We start from the raw sequence: 17,287 nt of genomic DNA on the forward strand, positions 1-17,287 counted from the left end.
TGTGCGTACAGGACCACAAGTCTCTCCCGCCGGCCTGAATGGAGGTCGGCTCGATTCACCGGTTAGGCGCCTTCGGCTAACGTGCTGACGATGAGTCGATTGGTGGGATACTCCCTTGCTCGGTGAACGATTATACAGCAGGTTGGGGTTTTCGCACAGGAGCCCCTCCGGGAGAACTTTCAGGAGCTAGGTGCACCGAAACGCCGCATCCGGCGGGGTTGACCTGTCGGATGCGGCGTTCTGCGTGACGAATACACGCTGTCTAGTTGGGGGTCTAGCTGGCGCCACTATTAGTTTGACAACATGTAGAGCGGCGTATTGCAGACCAGCACTACACAGATCAACACCGTGCAGCAAGCCCATACAAAAGTAGCCCTCCCCGTGAACTATTACGGGGAGGGCTACTTTTCATTCAGTTAGGAGACCATGTTGAAGGTCGGCGGGGTGAAAGCAATCGCGTTGACCTGCTTGTTCGTATCAAGCGTGCCGTTCTCCTGAATCGTCGGGACGGTAATAACCACCTCGAACTGGTACATGCCTTCCATGAGCGTATTGCCACGCAACGCAAAACGCGCGGAGATGCCGGTCGCCTTATCATTCACGCTCGACGCAAACGGAATAACCTGGCCCTGAACGGTCTGAGTCTTGCCGTTGCGGGTCATAACCGTTGCCTTGCCGGTCGGGTCAGTCGTGAAAATCTGGCGGTCAATGATTTTACCCTCGGGCGAGAAGAGGTAAATGTCCATGGACGGGTGCAGGTGCGTGGTGCCGGTCGTCGCCTCCAGGGCGGAGACGTTGTAGGTCATCACGAACTCACCGCAGTTCAGGTTGAGGTCGCTCTCGGGGCCGTGAGTCGCCTCGTACACGGACATGAGGCGGATCGTTGCGGGGTTCGGGGAGGTTGCATTCTCCATGGACCACCACGCCTGACCGGTCTCCGGCGCAGTCACGGGCTTGTTCTTGGTGCGCGACTGCAGGGCGCCACTGGCGGGGTTGGTGATCATCCAGCCACCGACCTGGGTGAAGTCCGGGCCGTGTACCGTCTTGCAATCATCAGCCGAAGCAGCGAATGCGGGTACCGCCGTGGAGGCGGCAATAGCGGGCACAGCCCAGAGCGCACCGCGGGTGAGGTTGCGGCGGGTAACGGAACGAGCTCCCGTGGTGTGTGCGTCTGAAGAGTTATGAGAAATAGTCACAGATTTTTCTTTATCGTTCGGAAGCATCAAGGTTTTATTTGACACGTAAAACACCTTGATAGTGTACAGCATGTATCTGCACTCAGTAGAACTTCATGAACAATGAGTTACCTCATGGCGAAAAACCCACGTCGGCCCCTAAACGCCGGGCTTAGAACACCGGGTTTAGGCGTGGCCCGCCTCCTTCATCAGGCGCAGCTCCTTCTTCAAATCGGCAAGCTCATCACGCAGACGCGCCGCCAACTCAAACTGCAGGTTCTCCGCCGCCACGCGCATCTGCTCGTTCATCTGCTCAATCAAATCCAACAGATCCTCCGCGGGTGCCGCCGCCAGGCCGTCGGCACGAACGCGCGCCTCCGCACGGGCGAGAAGCTCCTCCGACTCCGGGGTGCTTGTGGCAATCTTCGACGAGGTCGCAGAACCGGTCTTCGCACCCGCGCTCACCGTGCGGGCGCCCTTCTTACCGCTCTTACGCTGCTGCAGAAGCTCGCGGGTGTCCTCTTCCTCGCGGGCGAGAACATCCGTAATATCGGCAATCTTCTTACGCAGCGGCTGCGGGTCAATGCCGTGCTCACGGTTGTACGCCTGCTGAATCTCGCGGCGGCGATTCGTCTCATCAATCGCCACGCGCATAGAATCCGTAATCTTATCGGCGTACATGTGCACCTGACCGGACACGTTACGCGCTGCACGACCAATCGTCTGAATCAGCGAAGTGGTCGAACGCAGGAAGCCTTCCTTATCGGCATCCAGAATCGCAACCAGGGACACCTCGGGCAGGTCCAGGCCCTCACGCAGCAGGTTAATACCAACCAGCACATCAAAGGTACCCAGGCGCAGCTCACGCAGAAGCTCCACACGACGCAGGGTATCCACGTCAGAGTGCAGATACTGCACCTTCACGCCATGCTGCAGCAGGTACTCGGTCAAATCCTCCGCCATGCGCTTGGTGAGGGTCGTGACCAGTACACGCTCATCACGCTCAACGCGCACGCGAATCTCCTCGAGCAAATCATCAATCTGACCCTTGGTCGGCTTGACCACAATCTCCGGGTCAATCAGACCGGTCGGGCGAATAATCTGCTCCACATAACCATCAGCCTGCGACAGCTCATACTTACCCGGGGTCGCCGAAAGGTAAATCGTCTGACCGATACGCTCCAGGAACTCCTCCCACTTCAGCGGGCGGTTATCCATCGCCGACGGCAGACGGAAACCGTGCTCCACCAGGGTGCGCTTACGGGACATATCACCCTCGTACATGGCACCAATCTGCGGGACCGTCACGTGCGACTCGTCAATAATCAGCAGGAAATCATCCGGGAAATAATCCAGCAGACAGTTCGGGGCACTACCTGGGGCACGACCGTCAATATGGCGCGAGTAGTTCTCAATGCCATTGCAGAAGCCCATCTGCTCCATCATTTCCAGGTCATAGGTGGTGCGCATGCGCAGACGCTGCGCCTCCAGCAGCTTGCCCTGAGATTCGAGGGTCTGCAGGCGCTCGCGTAGCTCATCCTCAATGGAGGTAATGGCCTTCGCCATACGCTCGGCACCGGCGATGTAGTGGCTTGCGGGGAAGACATACATTTCTTCTTCCTCGCGAATCACCTCGCCGGTCAGCGGGTGCAGGGTGTAAATCGCCTCAATCTCATCGCCGAAGAACTCAATGCGGATCGCGTTCTCCTCGTACATGGGGATGATTTCGACGGTATCGCCGCGCACACGGAACGTGCCACGGTGAAAGTCCATATCGTTACGCGCGTACTGCATCGCCACGAACTGGCGCAACAGCTCGTCGCGGTCAACCTCCTCACCGCGACGCAAAGTCACCATCTGCGCAATGTACTCCTCGGGCGTGCCCAGACCGTAAATGCAGGACACGGTCGCAACCACCACCACGTCACGGCGAGTCAGCAGGGAGTTCGTCGCCGAGTGGCGCAGACGCTCCACCTCCTCATTGATGGAGGAGTCCTTCTCAATGAACGTATCGGTCTGCGGCACGTACGCCTCAGGCTGGTAGTAGTCGTAGTACGAGACGAAATACTCCACCGCATTATTCGGCAGCAGCTCACGCAGCTCATTCGCCAGCTGCGCCGCCAGAGTCTTATTCTGCACGAGCACCAGAGTCGGACGCTGCACCGCCTCAATCAGCCAGGCTGCAGTCGCGGACTTACCGGTACCGGTAGCGCCCATCAGCACAATGTCCTTCTCACCGTTCTGCACACGCTCGGTGAGCTCGGCGATAGCCTTCGGCTGATCACCGGCAGGCTGGAAGGGGCTAATGACCTCAAAGGGGGCAACAACGCGGTTAATTTTAGGTGCGTAACTCATGTATCCATCCTAGGGGAAAGCCGCCCAATGCGCCCCCGGATTGGTCACCCTTTTCTGCTGGCGCAATATAATCACGCGCAATGCACTCGCTACGATACCCCCTGCCCCACCGGTGACCACATACCAGTGGGGCACCTCGCAGGTAAGGATTTAGCGCACCTCCACGGTGGCTCCGGCGAGGCTCATCAGCGCCCGGTTCGTCAGCGGAAGGTACCCGTTCAGGGCGCTCAAAATCAGCTGCATGGTGCGCTCTTCATCCTCCACGCTCAGCCCGCGCGGAATACCCACACCCGGCACGCAGATGCGCTGCTTATACAGGTCAATCACCGCGCACACGGTGCGGTTCGGCACGCCCAACACCGGCAGCATGCCGCGGTGATTGATGGTGCGCAGGCCCTTACCGACCACGGCGGCGGTGCGGATATCCGGGCGGGCACTCCTCGCGAACCGGGAGGTGCTCGCACCGTTCGCAAAAGCGGCAGGGTCGGGAATACTATTCGGCACCGCGCTCTTCTCGTTCAGCACAGACAACAGCGGCTCCCCCACCGCGGCGGTGACCGCCACGTAGCGTACCTGCCGGTCCATGGCGTTGAGGAAGTCCAGTTCCGCGTATTCCTCCACGCGGTAGTTCTCAACCAGACCGGCCTCACCCGACCCGGTTTCTTCCACGGTTCGGGTGATGACTTCTTCATCGTAGAAGCTTGCCACGCACACCTGCGGGGCGCCTCGCTCAATGCGGGCGCGGCACTGATAGTCGTCGTCGAGCAGCCAGAGGGACAGCTCATAGCCGTCGGGTACATCGCGCACACCGGTCGCGAGCAGCACTTCGCTGCCATCCAGGGGGAACGGCTCCCAGCCTGCCGGTTCAAAAGCATTGAGGGCACCGTCCAGGGCGGGGTTGCAGGATCCGAGGCTCGGCGCCTGCTCAGCCGGGGTGAATGCCTCGGTGGCGGGCATGGCGATGGTGAGCCCGCGCATCCTGCCGGCGAGGCAGAGTTCAATCGCCATGAGCAGGTGGCCCGCACCTTCACGGCTCAGTGCTGGGCTCTGAACCATGTGCGCCACACCGGAGTTGTCCAGGCTGAGGTGTTCGCCAACTCCGCGGGCGGCGTTAGAGTAGCGGTTGTGCAGGCGCACCAGCTCGTCAATGGGCAGGGCACGACCCACGGCGCCGAACGCCTGGGCGATAGCGTGAACATGTTCGGGGAAGACGCGGCAGAGCCTGCCAAGCTGGCGAGCAAATTCTGCCGGACGCTGCGTGAGCACGCTCAGTAGGGTGCCGAGGTTCTGCTGGCGATAGGCGTTAAGCAGCTGGGCGACGGTGGCGGGTTCAAGCTGCTCGACGGTGCCCCTCGTGGGGAGGCGCGCTCCCTGGCGGTTGAGGGTTGCGGTGCCGCCGCGGCTGCCCGCGGACTGCTCTGATGAGTTTTTGCCTGCTTGTTCGTCTACTTGTTGATAGTAGGTTCCCGACTGCGTCACGTTTTCACGACCTTGAGCTCTTCAGAGCGTTCGTTAGCTGATTCTTCGTAAGGTGACGGGCGGGGCTCAGCGCCTACCGGCAGATGGTTCGTGCACACACTACCGTCTGCCGGGTCGTATAGTACCGGCATTCAGCTGTGCCTCGTTCCTTGAGCAGCTAAGCTATAGCTTCAAGACGTCAGCATCAGGACCTCAGCGCTGAGATAGTACCCAGTTCTCGGCGCTGAGATGTCAGCGTTGAGCCCTGCCCGTCGGTGCGGGCGCACGCGTTGCCTCGTGGAGGCGCCGGGCTGGGTTACCGCTGGTAATGAACCCGTTGCCCGTGCCGTGGAGGGGCGTGTGCGTTCCGCAACGCTTTTTAGGCTATCAGCTTTAGCGGGCAATTACTAGGGTTAGAGTAACTATTAACTAAGGTTGGACTATCTTTTGGGTTTTGGGGGCTTTACACGGGCGCTCTAGCCCGAAAATCTGGGACCGGAAATCTAAGACCGAGAATATAGGGAGCGGTAACCTAGACCGGCAAATCCACCCACTGCGTGTCCCCCCAGGTCACACTCGCCGCACCGGAACTCAGGCTCACCACCAGCTCCTCGGCACGCGCCAGCTCCTCCGAGCGGTCAAACACGCCCAAGGAAATCGTGGCACCCTCCGCACCGTACTCGGTACCCAGCACATTCAGACCGGCGGCACGAATCTCGTTCTCCAGGCGGCCAGCATCCGCATGCGAACTGGGCACCTGACCCACACGCAGACGCTCACGCGAATCGAATAGCGCACCATCCAGGGTCTGCACCACCGAATCAGTGTAGGCGCGCACCAAACCGCCCGCGCCAAGCTTAATGCCACCGAAATAGCGCACGACCACCGCAACCACATCCGACAGGTCGGTGGTGCCGTCCTCGCGGGTCTGACGCGCCAGCAGCGCCTGCATCATCGGCACACCGGCGGTACCGGCGGGCTCACCATCATCGGAGGAACGCTGAATATCGCGGTCAGCACCAATAATGAACGCCGAACACACGTGGCGGGCATCGTGGTAGGTCTTGCGCACCGACTCAATGTAGGCGCGCGCCTCCTCAACGGTACTCACGCGCTTGATGTGACCAATAAATTCGCTACGCTTAATTTCGAGGAGGCTCTCATAGGGCTCATCGCCGCGCGGCACAAGGTATCGGTTGGCGCGAGTTTCTTCCTGCATGTGTCCTCCTCTAATCAGTACCTATCTATTGTGGCACAGCCCGTCAGGAGCACCGTCCATGTCCCAGCCTTCTTCCCCCGCTTCTACCACGCTGCGCCGTTACGCCCTCACCGGCGGTATCGGCAGTGGCAAGAGCACCATCGCCTCCCTCTTCGTTGAGCAGGGCGCGTTCCTGGTGGATGCGGACGCTATCTCCCGCTCCCTCATGGAGCCCGGCGAGGCGGTGCTCGCCCGCACGGTCGCGGAGTTCGGCGAGCATCTGCTCGATGAGGACGGCCGCCTCAACCGCCCCGCCCTGGCGCGTATCGTGTTCAATGATGAGCAGGCGCGCCTGCGTCTGAACGCGATCGTGCATCCCGCTATTCGTGAGCGTGCCGCGCAACTGGTGGAGCAGGCGCAGTCCGAACCCGAGTTTAGCGGCGTGGTACTGGAGGATATTCCTCTGCTCGTGGAGACCGGCGACCCGTCCGCCTTCGAGGGCGTGGTCGTGGTGCGCACTCCCCTGGCGACTCGCCTGCAGCGCCTCGTATCTTCGCGTGGCATGAGTGAGGAGGATGCGCGCGCCCGCATCGCCGCGCAGGCTACCGACGAGCAGCGTGAGGCGGTCGCAACCTGGATTATTGATAATGGCGGCTCGCTGGAGGAGACCGCCGAGCAGGTGCGCGCCGTCTGGGAGCAGATGACCGCCGCCTAAAATCCTCCCCAGCAACACGGGGCGCAGCAATACAGAGCACAGCAACACCGGGCACGTACCCCGGATCCCAACGCCCCCAACCCTGACTCACCTAAACCCCCAATAACGCAAAGAACCCCCTCACCTCCCAAACGGGAGATGAGGGGGTTCCTCTGCTCTAGGCACCCCGTACGGGGTTACCTATCGGCTATAACGCCTGATGAGTGCTCATCTGAGCGGCAGATTAGTTGCCGGTCAGCTTCTTGCGGAGCTCAGCCAGTGCCTCATCCGATGCGAGGGTACCTGCGGAAGCGGGCTCCTCGGAGGAGTAAGAGGTCGGTGCGGGCTCAGCTGCTGCGGGAGCTGCTGCTGCAGCCTCTGCGTCAGCCTCGAGAGCCTTAGCAACCTGAACCTTGTGAGCCTCGAAGCGAGCCTGTGCCTCTGCGTACTGTGCTTCCCAAGCCTCGCGCTGTGCGTCGAAGCCTTCCAGCCACTCGTTAGCCTCGGGGTCGAAGCCCTCGGGGTACTTGTAGTTGCCAGCCTCGTCGTACTCTGCAGCCATGCCGTACAGAGCGGGGTCAAACTCGGTAGCGTTGGGGTCAACGCCCTCGTTTGCCTGCTTGAGGGACAGGGAGATGCGGCGGCGGTCCATGTCGATGTCGATGATCTTAACGAAGACCTCTTCACCAACGGAGACGACCTGCTCAGCCAGGTCAACGTGGCGGGTTGCCAGCTCGGAGATGTGGACGAGGCCCTCGATGCCGTCCTCAACGCGCACGAATGCACCGAAGGGAACGAGCTTGGTGACCTTGCCGGGAACAATCTGACCCAGAGCGTGGGTGCGAGCAAATGCCTGCCACGGATCTTCCTGGGTTGCCTTGAGGGACAGGGACACGCGCTCGCGGTCCAGGTCCACCTCGAGAACCTCGACGGTAACGGGCTGGCCAACCTCGACAACCTCGGACGGGTGGTCGATGTGCTTCCAGGACAGCTCGGAAACGTGAACCAGACCGTCCACGCCACCCAGGTCCACGAATGCACCGAAGTTGACGATGGAGGAGACAACGCCCTCGCGGACCTGACCCTTCTCCAGCTCGTTGAGGAAAGAGGAGCGGACTGCGGACTGGGTCTCTTCCAGGTATGCACGGCGAGACAGAACAACGTTGTTGCGGTTCTTGTCCAGCTCGATGATCTTAGCTTCGAGCTGCTGGCCGATGTAGGGAGCGAGGTCGCGGACGCGGCGCATCTCAACGAGGGATGCGGGCAGGAAGCCACGCAGACCAATGTCGAGGATAAGGCCACCCTTGACAACCTCGATAACGGTACCGGTAACGACGCCGTCGTTTTCCTTGACCTTCTCGATGTCGCCCCATGCACGCTCGTACTGTGCGCGCTTCTTGGAGAGGATCAGGCGACCTTCCTTGTCCTCCTTGGTGAGGACGAGTGCCTCAACCTCGGAGCCGAGCTCGACAACCTCAGAGGGGTCGATGTCGTGCTTGATGGACAGCTCGCGGGAGGGGATGACGCCTTCGGTCTTGTAACCGATGTCGAGCAGAACCTCATCGTGGTCGATCTTAACAACCTGGCCGGAGACGAGATCGCCGTCGTTGAAGACCTTGATGGTCTTCTCGACTGCCTCGAGGAATGCCTGCTCGTCGCCGATGTCGTTGATTGCGACCTGAGGGATGTTGGTGCTCATGTAGTGAGGGCTCCAATTGGATTTCTAATAGGTCGACGCTGCCGGTTCGCCGCTCAACACCTCCGGGTGGAGGCGCCGGCCGGCTCACTTTTTCACCCCGGCGCGCACGGTATAGGACCGCTAACGCCTTTGAACGGGGTGAGGAAACGTCGAGCTGACGGATACTTACAATGTGTACCACCCACCGGAAGCAAATGCTCTCAGCAGGGTGTGCGAGCGGTCTGTGCCCGTTTTCTCCCCGTTTTCTTAAGGAGAAAAAGAGCATAGAAAACCCGTACGTTGGTACACGCGATTAATAGTGTACGGGAATCCCGGGCGTGTCGTCAATGGTTACGCGCCCGGGATTCCCGTACTTATTTGCGGTTTTAGTAACGCTGGGATGCGAGGGGCTGTGCTCGTCCTCGTTCCTACAGGGGCACCCGCCCTCGCTTCGCTTCAGGCACCCTGATGTCACTTTCGGACGACACCGCCCCTCCTCATGTTCGCACCAGGCTGGAGCGCAGGGTAGCTATACCCTCCGGAAGCGACATCAGGGTACCCTCTCGGGTGCTCTCCGCGGCGAAGCAAGGAGAGGGCGGAGCGCCCGAGAGGGTGGGTTCCCCTGCAGGAGCGGAGGAAGGGTATAGCGTACCCACCCACCCCTGCCTGTAGGAACGAGGACGATAATCGCCTTTCCAAGCGGAACCCAAGCAAAGCCGCGCATCCCGTGCGGAAGCCAATAAAGGCAGTGAGCCTAGTGGCCTGCCTCCTGCCAGGACTTGCCCCAGCCGACCTGCACATCCAGAGGAACACGCAGGGAGGCAGCACCGCTCATCTCCTCGACGAGCACGCGTTCGGCGGCTTCACGCTCACCGGTGGCGACTTCGAGGATGATTTCGTCGTGCACCTGCAGTAGCATGCGGGTCTTCAGACCCTCTTCGCGCAGGCGGCGGTGAATGTTGATCATGGCGATCTTGATGATGTCCGCGGCGGTGCCCTGAATCGGGGCGTTGAGGGCGGCACGTTCGGCGGCTTCTCGGCGTACACGGTTGGGCGAGTCCAGGTCGGGCAGCACGCGGCGGCGGCCGAAAATGGTTTCGGTGTAGCCGTCCTGGTGTGCCTGCTTGAGCACGCCGCGCAGGAATCGTCCCACGCGTCCGAAGCGCTTGAAGTAGTTGGTGCGCAGTTCGCCTGCCTCGTCGGAGCTGATGTTCAGCTGCTTGGCGAGGCCGAAGCGGGACAGGCCGTATGCCAGGCCGTAGGACATGGCCTTGACCTTGGAGCGCTGCTCGGGGGTGACTTCTTCGGGGGCTACGCCGAAGACTTCGGAGCCGACGTAACGGTGCAGGTCCTCCCCCGCTTCGTAGGCTGCGATGAGCTTCTCGTCGGCGGCGAGGTGCACCATGATGCGCATTTCGATCTGCGAGTAGTCGGCAGTGAGCAGACCCTCGTACTCCACACCGTCAACGGGTGCGGGCGCGACGATGAATGCGCCACGGATGCGGCGGCCTTCTTCGGTGCGGATCGGGATGTTCTGCAGGTTCGGCGCGGTTGAGGAGAGGCGGCCGGTGGAGGCGGCGCCCTGCTGGAAGGTGGTGTGCACGCGTCCGTCGTCGGCGGCTGCTTTCTGTAGGCCTTCGACGGTCTGTACGAGTTTGATGTTGTCGCGGTAGGCGGCGAGCGCACCGAGGAATGCGGCACCGTCGGACTCAGGGGAGATTTTGGTGAGCAGTTCGGTGACGGATTCAGCGTCGGTGGAGTAGCCGGACTTGATTTTGCGGGTGTGCGGCAGGGCGAGCTTGTCGAAGAGTACGGTCTGCAGCTGTTTGACGGAGGCAAGGTTGAGGGATTCTTCGCCGTCGTCGGTTTGGACGGTGTCGCCGATGATGGTGCGTGCGGCGTCCTGTGCCTGGTTAGCGCGTGCGGAGAAGGTGTCGTGCAGTTCGGCAAGGAGCGCGTCGGAGACGGCGATGCCTGCCTGCTCCATGTCTGCGAGGACGTAGAGTAGCGGCAGTTCGATTTCTTCGTAGACCTTCAGTTGGCCGTGTTCTTCCATTTCAAAGTGCAGCAGGCGTGCGAGTTCGTGGATGATGCGGCTGATTTGCGTGAAGTAGCGCAGGTTGTCGACGGGTTCAGCTTCGCCGGGCATGCTGAAGAGGGAGGGTTCTGCCTCATCTTCTTCGGGCTGGAAGACCAGCTGCGCGTAGGGTTCCTTGGGAATCCACAGGTAGCGTTCGGCGAGGTCTTCCATGCGTTCGGAGAAGAGCTTGCGGGTTGCGGTGGGGATGAAGCCGCACATGTACGAGGACAGCGCGGGGTCCTCGACGGCGCCGGCGAGTTCGTAGCCGTAGGCGCGCAGGAGTTTGCGCTGAACCTTGAGGTCCATGACGATTTTGCGGGCTGCTTCGTCGGAGAGCCAGGCGGCGAGGGCGGCGTCGAGTTCCGGGTCGATGGTGCGGGTGTCAATCCAGAGGCTGGTGCTCTTGCTGGTGAGGAGCACGCCGAGCAGTTCGGGGTTTTCTTCGGCGGCGCGGATCTTGGTTTTGGTGACCTTGACGGCGGGTGCGTCGCCGATGGCGGGGCGTGCTACGGGCAGGTTGGTGACCGGGTAGAGGGTCACGGCGCCTTCGAGGCGTTCGGGTACGGCGATGGGCGCGCCCTGTTTGTCGGTGCCGTAGTTTTCTTCGGCTGCGGAGGCGCAGAAGGCTCGGAATGCTGCTGCGTCTGCGTTTTTGGTGGGTGCGCTGGTGGCAATGGGTGCGTAGACGGGGCCGGTGGGTGCCTTCTTGGTGGCACCCTCCTCCCCTGCTTCTGCGGTGGAGCTTGCAGAGCCTGCGGATCCGGCGGCGCGCACGATGGGGCCGAGGGTGTCGGCGGCGCGCTTGCGGATGGTGCGGAACTCTACTTCGTCGAAGAAGGTGTTGAGTGCATCCAGGTCGGGGGTGAATGCGGTGTCTTCGAGGGTGACGTTCAGGTCGAGGTCGTTGACGAGCTGGTTGAGGCGGCGGTTGCGTACGACGTTGTCGATGTTTTCGCGTAGTGCTTCGCCCTTCTTGCCGCCAATCTTGTCGCTGTTTTCGATGACGGCGTCGAGGGAGCCGTATTCGCCGAGCCATTTGGCGGCGAAGCCGGGGCCTACGCCGGGTACGCCGGGCAGGTTGTCCGCCTGTTCGCCGGTGAGGGCGGCGAGGTCGGGGTACATGTGCGGGGGTACTTTGGTTTTCTTTTCGACGGCAGCGGGGTCCATGCGCTGAATACCCTTGGAGGGGCCGGTGGTGACCGGGTAGAGCAGGGTGACGTCGTCGGTGACGAGCTGGAAGATGTCGCGGTCGCCGGAGAGGATGAGGACCTTGTAGCCGGCTTCGGTGCCGCGGCGGGTGAGGGTTGCGACGATGTCGTCGGCTTCGTAGTTTTCGTAGGTGAGCGCGGGGATGTTGAGCGCGCCGAGCATCTTTTTGATGAGGTCGATTTGGCCGTTGAAGGCTTCGGGGATGGCGTTGCGGCCGCCCTTATATTCGCCGTATTCGGCGGTGCGGAAGGTGCCGCCGGGCAGGTCGAAGGCTACGGCGATGTGGCTGGGCTGGTTGTCTTTGATGATGCTCAGCAGGGTGGAGAGGAAGGCGTGGACGGCTTCGGTGTGCTGGCCGTCGCTGCGCACGAAGATGTGCTGCCCGGTCTTTTCGGCCATGGTATAGATGCCGAAGAAGGAGCGTAGGGCGAGGGAGTGTCCGTCAATGAGCAGGAGGGTTTTGTTCTCTGTAGTCACTCCTCTAGTGTATCGAGTCTGAGTTTTCTTGGTGGTTGGCTTCGTGGCTGCTGGGTTCGGGGGGCTAGTTTCGGTGGTTGCGGGTTAGCCCTGTGGGGAGGCGCCCGCGCTGTGTTGGGTGTCGGTGCTGTGCCATATAGCGGAATAACGGGGTGTGTGGAAAGAGTTTTACCTCATATGTAGGTGCCGGTGGGGGGCGTTTGGTGAGTTTTCTCCCAAAAATTGTGCCCCAAGCCACTATGTGAGGTGGATAATAATACAGTTTCCAGATAATATATAACCTTATTATCGCCTCCAGCGTAGGAACCCCCCCACACCCCGTGTATTCATAGGCAGAACTCTACCCAGAATTCACCGGCAGGATTCACTGGACTGTGAGGGCACCTCCCGCGCTTAACACACAACGAACCCTCATTTAGGAAACTATGAAGGCACTCAAAAAACTACCCCTTCTCGTATGGATTCTCATCGCGATCGCATCGGGTGTACTCATCGGCTTGCTGACCCCCGGAATGATTAGCGGCATCAATGACGCAACCGGCGCATCCATCGCCACCGACTTCATTGTGCAGCTCTTCGTCTCCTTCTCCACCGTGTTCAGCGCCTTCCTAAGCTTCGCGATTCCGCTGATTATTATCGGCTTCATCGTGCCCGGCATTGGTTCCCTCGCGCAGGGTGCGGGCAAGATGCTCGGCATCACCGTGGGTCTGGCGTACATCTCCAGCATCCTTGCTGGCTTCCTGGCACTGACCTGCGCACTGCTGCTCTACCCCATCATCCTGAAGGGTCAGCAGCTCGCTTCCTTCGATAACCCTGAGAACGCACTGTCCAAGGGCTACATCTCCTTCGAGCTGACCCCGATTATGGGTGTACTGAGCGCACTGATTCTCTCCTTCATCCTGGGCCTGGGTATTACCGCTCTGAAGACCCGTGCGATGCTGAACCTCTTCGAGGACTTCCAGGTCATCGTTGAGAAGATGCTCGGCTACGTGATTATCCCCCTGCTGCCGGTGCACATTGTGGGCGTGTTCGCAAACATGACCCTCGCCGGTCAGGTGGCGAAGATCCTCTCCGTCTTCGGTCTTGTGTTCGTCATGGTGATTATTCTGCACTGGGTCACCCTGGCGCTGCAGTACTCGGTGGCTGGCGCGATTTCTCGCCGCAACCCCATCCAGATGCTCAAGACCATGCTCCCGGCATACTTCACCGCGATCGGTACCCAGTCTTCGGCTGCGACCATCCCGGTGACCGTGCGTTCGGCGAAGAAGGCTGGCATCTCCCCCCGCGTGGTGGACTTCGCGATTCCTCTGTGCGCGACCATTCACCTCTCCGGCTCCATGATTACCATTACCTCCTGCTCGGTGGCAGTGCTGTTCATGACCGGTCAGCACCCCGACTTCGGTAGCCTGATTCCCATGATTCTGGTGCTCGGCGTGATGATGGTTGCCGCTCCCGGCGTTCCCGGCGGTGGCGTGATGACCGCAATCGGTCTGCTGCAGTCCATGCTCGGTTTCGATGCCTCCATGATTGCCCTGATGATTGCCCTGTACCTGGCTCAGGACTCCTTCGGCACCGCAACCAACGTGACCGGTGACGCGACCATCGCAGCCCTGACCGAGCGTATCTCCAAGGCAATCGGAGCGAACCCCGATAAGGAAATCCGCGACGAGGACATCGAAAAGGCAGAAGCTATTTCCGCCTAATCCTCATCCGCTCACATAGCGTTTTTCAGCCCCGCTTCCCCCTGTAGGAGGCGGGGCTGATTCGTACCCGGAAGCACTCGCGAAAAGCTATCCCACCCAAAGCAACAAAAACCAAGGAGTACACTGGAAGTCATGACTGAAAACAACACACAGCACGCACCCGTCCGCGCGGCAGCGCCCACCACCCTCACCGCAGAAGAAATCAAGGCGCAGCTGACCGAAAGCGGCATCCCCGAGCACCTGCACCCCTACTTCCCCCGCGGTCTGGGCGAGCTCATCCCCGCCATGGGCATTAAGTTCCAGGAACTCACCGCAGAACGCACCGTTGCGACCATGCCCGTCGCCGGTAACACCCAGCCCATCGGTCTGCTGCACGGCGGTGCCAACGTGGTTCTCGCCGAGACCCTCGGCTCGCTCTCCGCGGGTGTGCACGGCGGCGAAACCCTCGTAGCAGTCGGCGTGGACATCAACGCAACCCACGTGCGCCCGGCAGTCTCCGGCGTGGTCACCGCAACCTGCACCGCCGTCAAGCTCGGACGCACCCTGTGCATCCACACCATCGACATTGTGGATGAGCGCGGCCGCACCACCTGCACCGCACGCATCACCAATATGCTGATTCCCCGCCCCACTGCCTAACGTCCTACAACTTCAGCAAGTAGCCTAAAATCGTAGAAGCACGGGGTACACGGCACCCCGCCAACACCCCACCAGAAGGTACGACCAGAAGGAGCACCATGGCCCGCGAGCGCACCCCCTATTTCAAGCGTTACCCGAAGATTGTGCGCGCCAAGCGCATTGTCCTGCCCATCGCAATCGGCGTGATGCTGGTGTGCCTGGTGACCGCCATCAACAACCCCGGCAGCTTCTGGTGGCTGGGCGTAATGCTCGGTACCGGCGGTATGCTCTGGGCTGGCTCCCCGACGGACCGCCCCATCAGCGGCCCCAACAATGACGAAGACGATTTAAACCGCTACCTGCGTTAAGTTCCGTGTAGCGCTGGATTCCCGCCCGCGCTAAGCGCCGGTTTACAACGCACACCCGCGAACCGTTAAACACGAACGCCCCGTCCCTCAGCTTCATCGTGAGGGGTGGGGCGTTTGTGTGTCATGAATAAGGCGCTGGTTCATCAATGCACCAGCCGTGTGTGCTCAGCGGCGATTCCTAGTCTTCGCCGTAGCGTGCATTCGTACCTGTACCGATCTGTACTGTGTACGTCTCGTATTTAGGAGAGCTGCTTGATGATGGTGTCAGAAACTTCGCGCATGGACAGGCGGCGGTCCATGGAGGTCTTCTGAATCCAGCGGAATGCTTCCGGCTCGGTCAGGTTCATCTTGGTGATGAGCAGCGACTTTGCGCGGTCAACGAGCTTGCGGGTCTCGAACTGGTCGCGGATGGTGCCGACTTCCTTCTCGAGTGCGCGAATCTGCTCGTAGCGGCTGATTGCCACCTCAATGGCGGGGACCAGGTCGTTCGGGGAGAACGGCTTGACGACGTACGCCATAGCGCCTGCCTCAACGGCACGATCAACGAGTTCCTTCTGGCTGAATGCGGTCAGCAGAACGACGGGAGCGATCTGCTCCTTTGCGATTTCTTCAGCTGCGGTGATGCCGTCCATAATCGGCATCTTCACATCCATGAGGACGAGGTCGGGGCGGTGCTTCTGCGCTAGCTCGACGGCGGTCTTGCCGTTATCAGTTTCTGCAACAACATCGAAACCCTGGTCCTTCAGAATTTCGACGATGTCGAGGCGAATCAATGCCTCATCTTCTGCCACGACGACGGTGCGAGCGGGACCCTGCTCCTCTGCCTGATCCTGAGTGGTCAGCTCTGACATAACTCTTCTCCTTTATCAAATTTCAATCATTTAAAGTCTACAGGACGGATTAAACGTTCATCTACTTTCTCGCCTTGTCTCAGGCGTGTTATATGCGTCCCATGTGCATGTTGAAAAAGTTTTCTGACGCCATTTTGTGACCCTCCATCAGATTTTGCATATTAATGCACATTTTTGTTCTATACTGCTCATGACTGTGAAAACAAAACCGCACAATGCAGAGGTCACGCGGCGAAATTCACACCTAAAACATGGACCCGAAAATGACTCTGACATGCACTAACACCCCCTCGGGTTAGACACAAAAGTAATAAACAAAATATTTATATCGAAACCCCATCACGCGCCGCAGAAGGCCGATACACTGAAATAGGTATTCTCCTCGACTTCTCCGGCACTCACATTTGACCACCCATACTCGATACCCGGAGGGGATTCATGTCAATCACCCGTCAAGCACGCACCCTGTACTCAGACTTCGTCGAGTACAAGGAACTCGATCGCGCCCCGCTGACTTCCATTCACCCCGGAATTCTCATCGCCTTCGACTCCACCGCGCTTGCAAGCCTCTACAACTACCCAACCCACATCAGCGACGAAATCCTCCGCGTCTACTCGCAGCTGCGCGGACACGCTTTCCTCCCCCACCAGGCACTCAAAGAATTCTGGGCAGCACTCGACGGCGCCTCCCCCGTACCCGCCGCCGCAGACCGCGTCCGCTCAGCGCTCGCATCCTTCAAAGAAACCCTGCCCGAAGAACGCAACTCCCCCTGGAGCGCACTGCGTTCAGTCACGCACCAGCTGGACCACTCCATCGCGCAGATCATGAAGATCCTTGAACCCACCACCGACACCGGATCCATCAACATGGCACGCCACGAAGACGACACGATCCTGCCGCGACTGAACCGCATCTTCACCGGCCACGTGGGTGCGGCACCCAGCCCCGAACGCCACGAACAGCAGTGCCGCGAAGCCCTCGCACAGGGCCACCCGTTGCTCGCTAACGCCAGCTTTGACGCCGACTTCGCGCTCTGGAACCAGTGCGTTACCGAAGCAACCACCCGTGTGAAGGGCACCGACTGCGTCTTCGTCACCGGCGGTGTGCGCGACACCTGGCTACGCAACGGTCAGCAGGTACGCGCCGCATCGGGCGGCGAACCCGTACGTCAGCTCGCGAACCGTCAGCTACTGCGTGAATACGCTAAGGCAACCGGAGGCGGCGTATTCCGCATCTACACGGTTGAGGAGATCCTGCGCCTCGCCTCCAACCAGTACGGCGTGACCGTCAGCGACTCAACCTACAGCGCGATTCGCGCGGAACAGCCCGTAGCTGTGTAGGCAAGCGGTGTAGGCGGCCAACCATCACGCCACACTAACAACCACCGTTAACCGCGAGAAGCCACATGTGTTTCGAGAAGCC

Annotated in this window: 12 protein-coding genes; 5 read left to right on the plus strand and 7 right to left on the minus strand. The window is 60.4% G+C overall.

Going from position 1 to position 17,287, the window contains the following annotated elements; all coding sequences use genetic code 11:
- Nucleotides 1-416: 416 nt before the first annotated feature.
- The 4 genes from HMPREF2894_RS04675 to HMPREF2894_RS04690 all read right to left on the minus strand — a co-directional run bounded on the left by HMPREF2894_RS04675 (nucleotide 417) and on the right by HMPREF2894_RS04690 (nucleotide 6,207).
- Nucleotides 417-1,196, minus strand: coding sequence for an ornithinee aminotransferase (locus tag HMPREF2894_RS04675; protein WP_246827019.1), 780 nt, complete (start codon nucleotides 1,194-1,196; stop codon nucleotides 417-419).
- Nucleotides 1,197-1,361: 165 nt separating this feature from the next.
- On the minus strand, nucleotides 1,362-3,530 hold the full coding sequence (uvrB, locus tag HMPREF2894_RS04680; RefSeq protein ID WP_070678032.1) for an excinuclease ABC subunit UvrB: 2,169 nt from the start codon (nucleotides 3,528-3,530) through the stop codon (nucleotides 1,362-1,364).
- Between the two features lie 150 nt (nucleotides 3,531-3,680).
- On the minus strand, nucleotides 3,681-5,009 hold the full coding sequence (locus HMPREF2894_RS04685) for a 2-oxoglutarate dehydrogenase (protein ID WP_070678034.1): 1,329 nt from the start codon (nucleotides 5,007-5,009) through the stop codon (nucleotides 3,681-3,683).
- A 511-nt stretch (nucleotides 5,010-5,520) separates the two neighbouring features.
- Complete coding sequence (locus HMPREF2894_RS04690) at nucleotides 5,521-6,207, minus strand: IMPACT family protein (protein ID WP_049353142.1); 687 nt, start codon at nucleotides 6,205-6,207, stop codon at nucleotides 5,521-5,523.
- Between the two features lie 58 nt (nucleotides 6,208-6,265).
- Between HMPREF2894_RS04690 and coaE the strand changes: the two genes are divergently transcribed.
- Entirely contained in the window at nucleotides 6,266-6,901 is a 636-nt protein-coding gene (gene coaE, locus HMPREF2894_RS04695) for a dephospho-CoA kinase (protein ID WP_070678036.1), read from the plus strand.
- Nucleotides 6,902-7,124: 223 nt separating this feature from the next.
- Here the strand turns inward: coaE and rpsA are convergent, their stop codons facing one another.
- Entirely contained in the window at nucleotides 7,125-8,579 is a 1,455-nt protein-coding gene (gene rpsA / locus HMPREF2894_RS04700; RefSeq protein WP_070616461.1) for a 30S ribosomal protein S1, read from the minus strand.
- A gap of 733 nt (nucleotides 8,580-9,312) precedes the next feature.
- Complete coding sequence (gene polA, locus HMPREF2894_RS04705) at nucleotides 9,313-12,324, minus strand: DNA polymerase I (RefSeq protein ID WP_070678038.1); 3,012 nt, start codon at nucleotides 12,322-12,324, stop codon at nucleotides 9,313-9,315.
- 425 nt (nucleotides 12,325-12,749) lie between these two features.
- On the opposite strand from polA, the gene HMPREF2894_RS04710 reads away from it, so the two are divergent.
- From HMPREF2894_RS04710 to HMPREF2894_RS04720, 3 genes are all read left to right on the plus strand, one after another.
- A complete protein-coding gene (locus HMPREF2894_RS04710) occupies nucleotides 12,750-14,027 on the plus strand; it encodes a dicarboxylate/amino acid:cation symporter (protein ID WP_070678040.1) in 1,278 nt (425 codons plus the stop codon).
- A 132-nt stretch (nucleotides 14,028-14,159) separates the two neighbouring features.
- Nucleotides 14,160-14,666: a PaaI family thioesterase gene (locus HMPREF2894_RS04715; protein ID WP_070678042.1), complete on the plus strand. Its 507-nt coding sequence runs from the start codon at nucleotides 14,160-14,162 to the stop codon at nucleotides 14,664-14,666.
- Between the two features lie 98 nt (nucleotides 14,667-14,764).
- Entirely contained in the window at nucleotides 14,765-15,013 is a 249-nt protein-coding gene (locus HMPREF2894_RS04720; protein ID WP_005506231.1) for a hypothetical protein, read from the plus strand.
- Nucleotides 15,014-15,252: 239 nt separating this feature from the next.
- Here HMPREF2894_RS04720 and HMPREF2894_RS04725 read toward each other — a convergent pair whose 3' ends face one another.
- A complete protein-coding gene (locus HMPREF2894_RS04725) occupies nucleotides 15,253-15,864 on the minus strand; it encodes an ANTAR domain-containing response regulator (RefSeq protein ID WP_049327112.1) in 612 nt (203 codons plus the stop codon).
- Between the two features lie 438 nt (nucleotides 15,865-16,302).
- Here HMPREF2894_RS04725 and HMPREF2894_RS04730 point away from each other — a divergent pair, with 438 nt between their 5' ends.
- Nucleotides 16,303-17,205: a PIN-like domain-containing protein gene (locus HMPREF2894_RS04730; protein WP_070666712.1), complete on the plus strand. Its 903-nt coding sequence runs from the start codon at nucleotides 16,303-16,305 to the stop codon at nucleotides 17,203-17,205.
- Nucleotides 17,206-17,287: the final 82 nt, after the last annotated feature.

It is taken from the genome of Rothia sp. HMSC066G02, assembly GCF_001813145.1.
Lineage (GTDB): Bacteria > Actinomycetota > Actinomycetes > Actinomycetales > Micrococcaceae > Rothia.

Coding starts and splice junctions, on each gene's coding strand:
- uvrB (WP_070678032.1), bottom strand. CDS start 3,530: ATGAGTTACGCACCTAAAATTAACCGCGTTGTTGCCCCCTTTGAGGTC.
- HMPREF2894_RS04690 (WP_049353142.1), bottom strand. CDS start 6,207: ATGCAGGAAGAAACTCGCGCCAACCGATACCTTGTGCCGCGCGGCGAT.
- coaE (WP_070678036.1), top strand. CDS start 6,266: ATGTCCCAGCCTTCTTCCCCCGCTTCTACCACGCTGCGCCGTTACGCC.
- rpsA (WP_070616461.1), bottom strand. CDS start 8,579: ATGAGCACCAACATCCCTCAGGTCGCAATCAACGACATCGGCGACGAG.
- HMPREF2894_RS04710 (WP_070678040.1), top strand. CDS start 12,750: ATGAAGGCACTCAAAAAACTACCCCTTCTCGTATGGATTCTCATCGCG.
- HMPREF2894_RS04715 (WP_070678042.1), top strand. CDS start 14,160: ATGACTGAAAACAACACACAGCACGCACCCGTCCGCGCGGCAGCGCCC.
- HMPREF2894_RS04720 (WP_005506231.1), top strand. CDS start 14,765: ATGGCCCGCGAGCGCACCCCCTATTTCAAGCGTTACCCGAAGATTGTG.
- HMPREF2894_RS04725 (WP_049327112.1), bottom strand. CDS start 15,864: ATGTCAGAGCTGACCACTCAGGATCAGGCAGAGGAGCAGGGTCCCGCT.
- HMPREF2894_RS04730 (WP_070666712.1), top strand. CDS start 16,303: ATGTCAATCACCCGTCAAGCACGCACCCTGTACTCAGACTTCGTCGAG.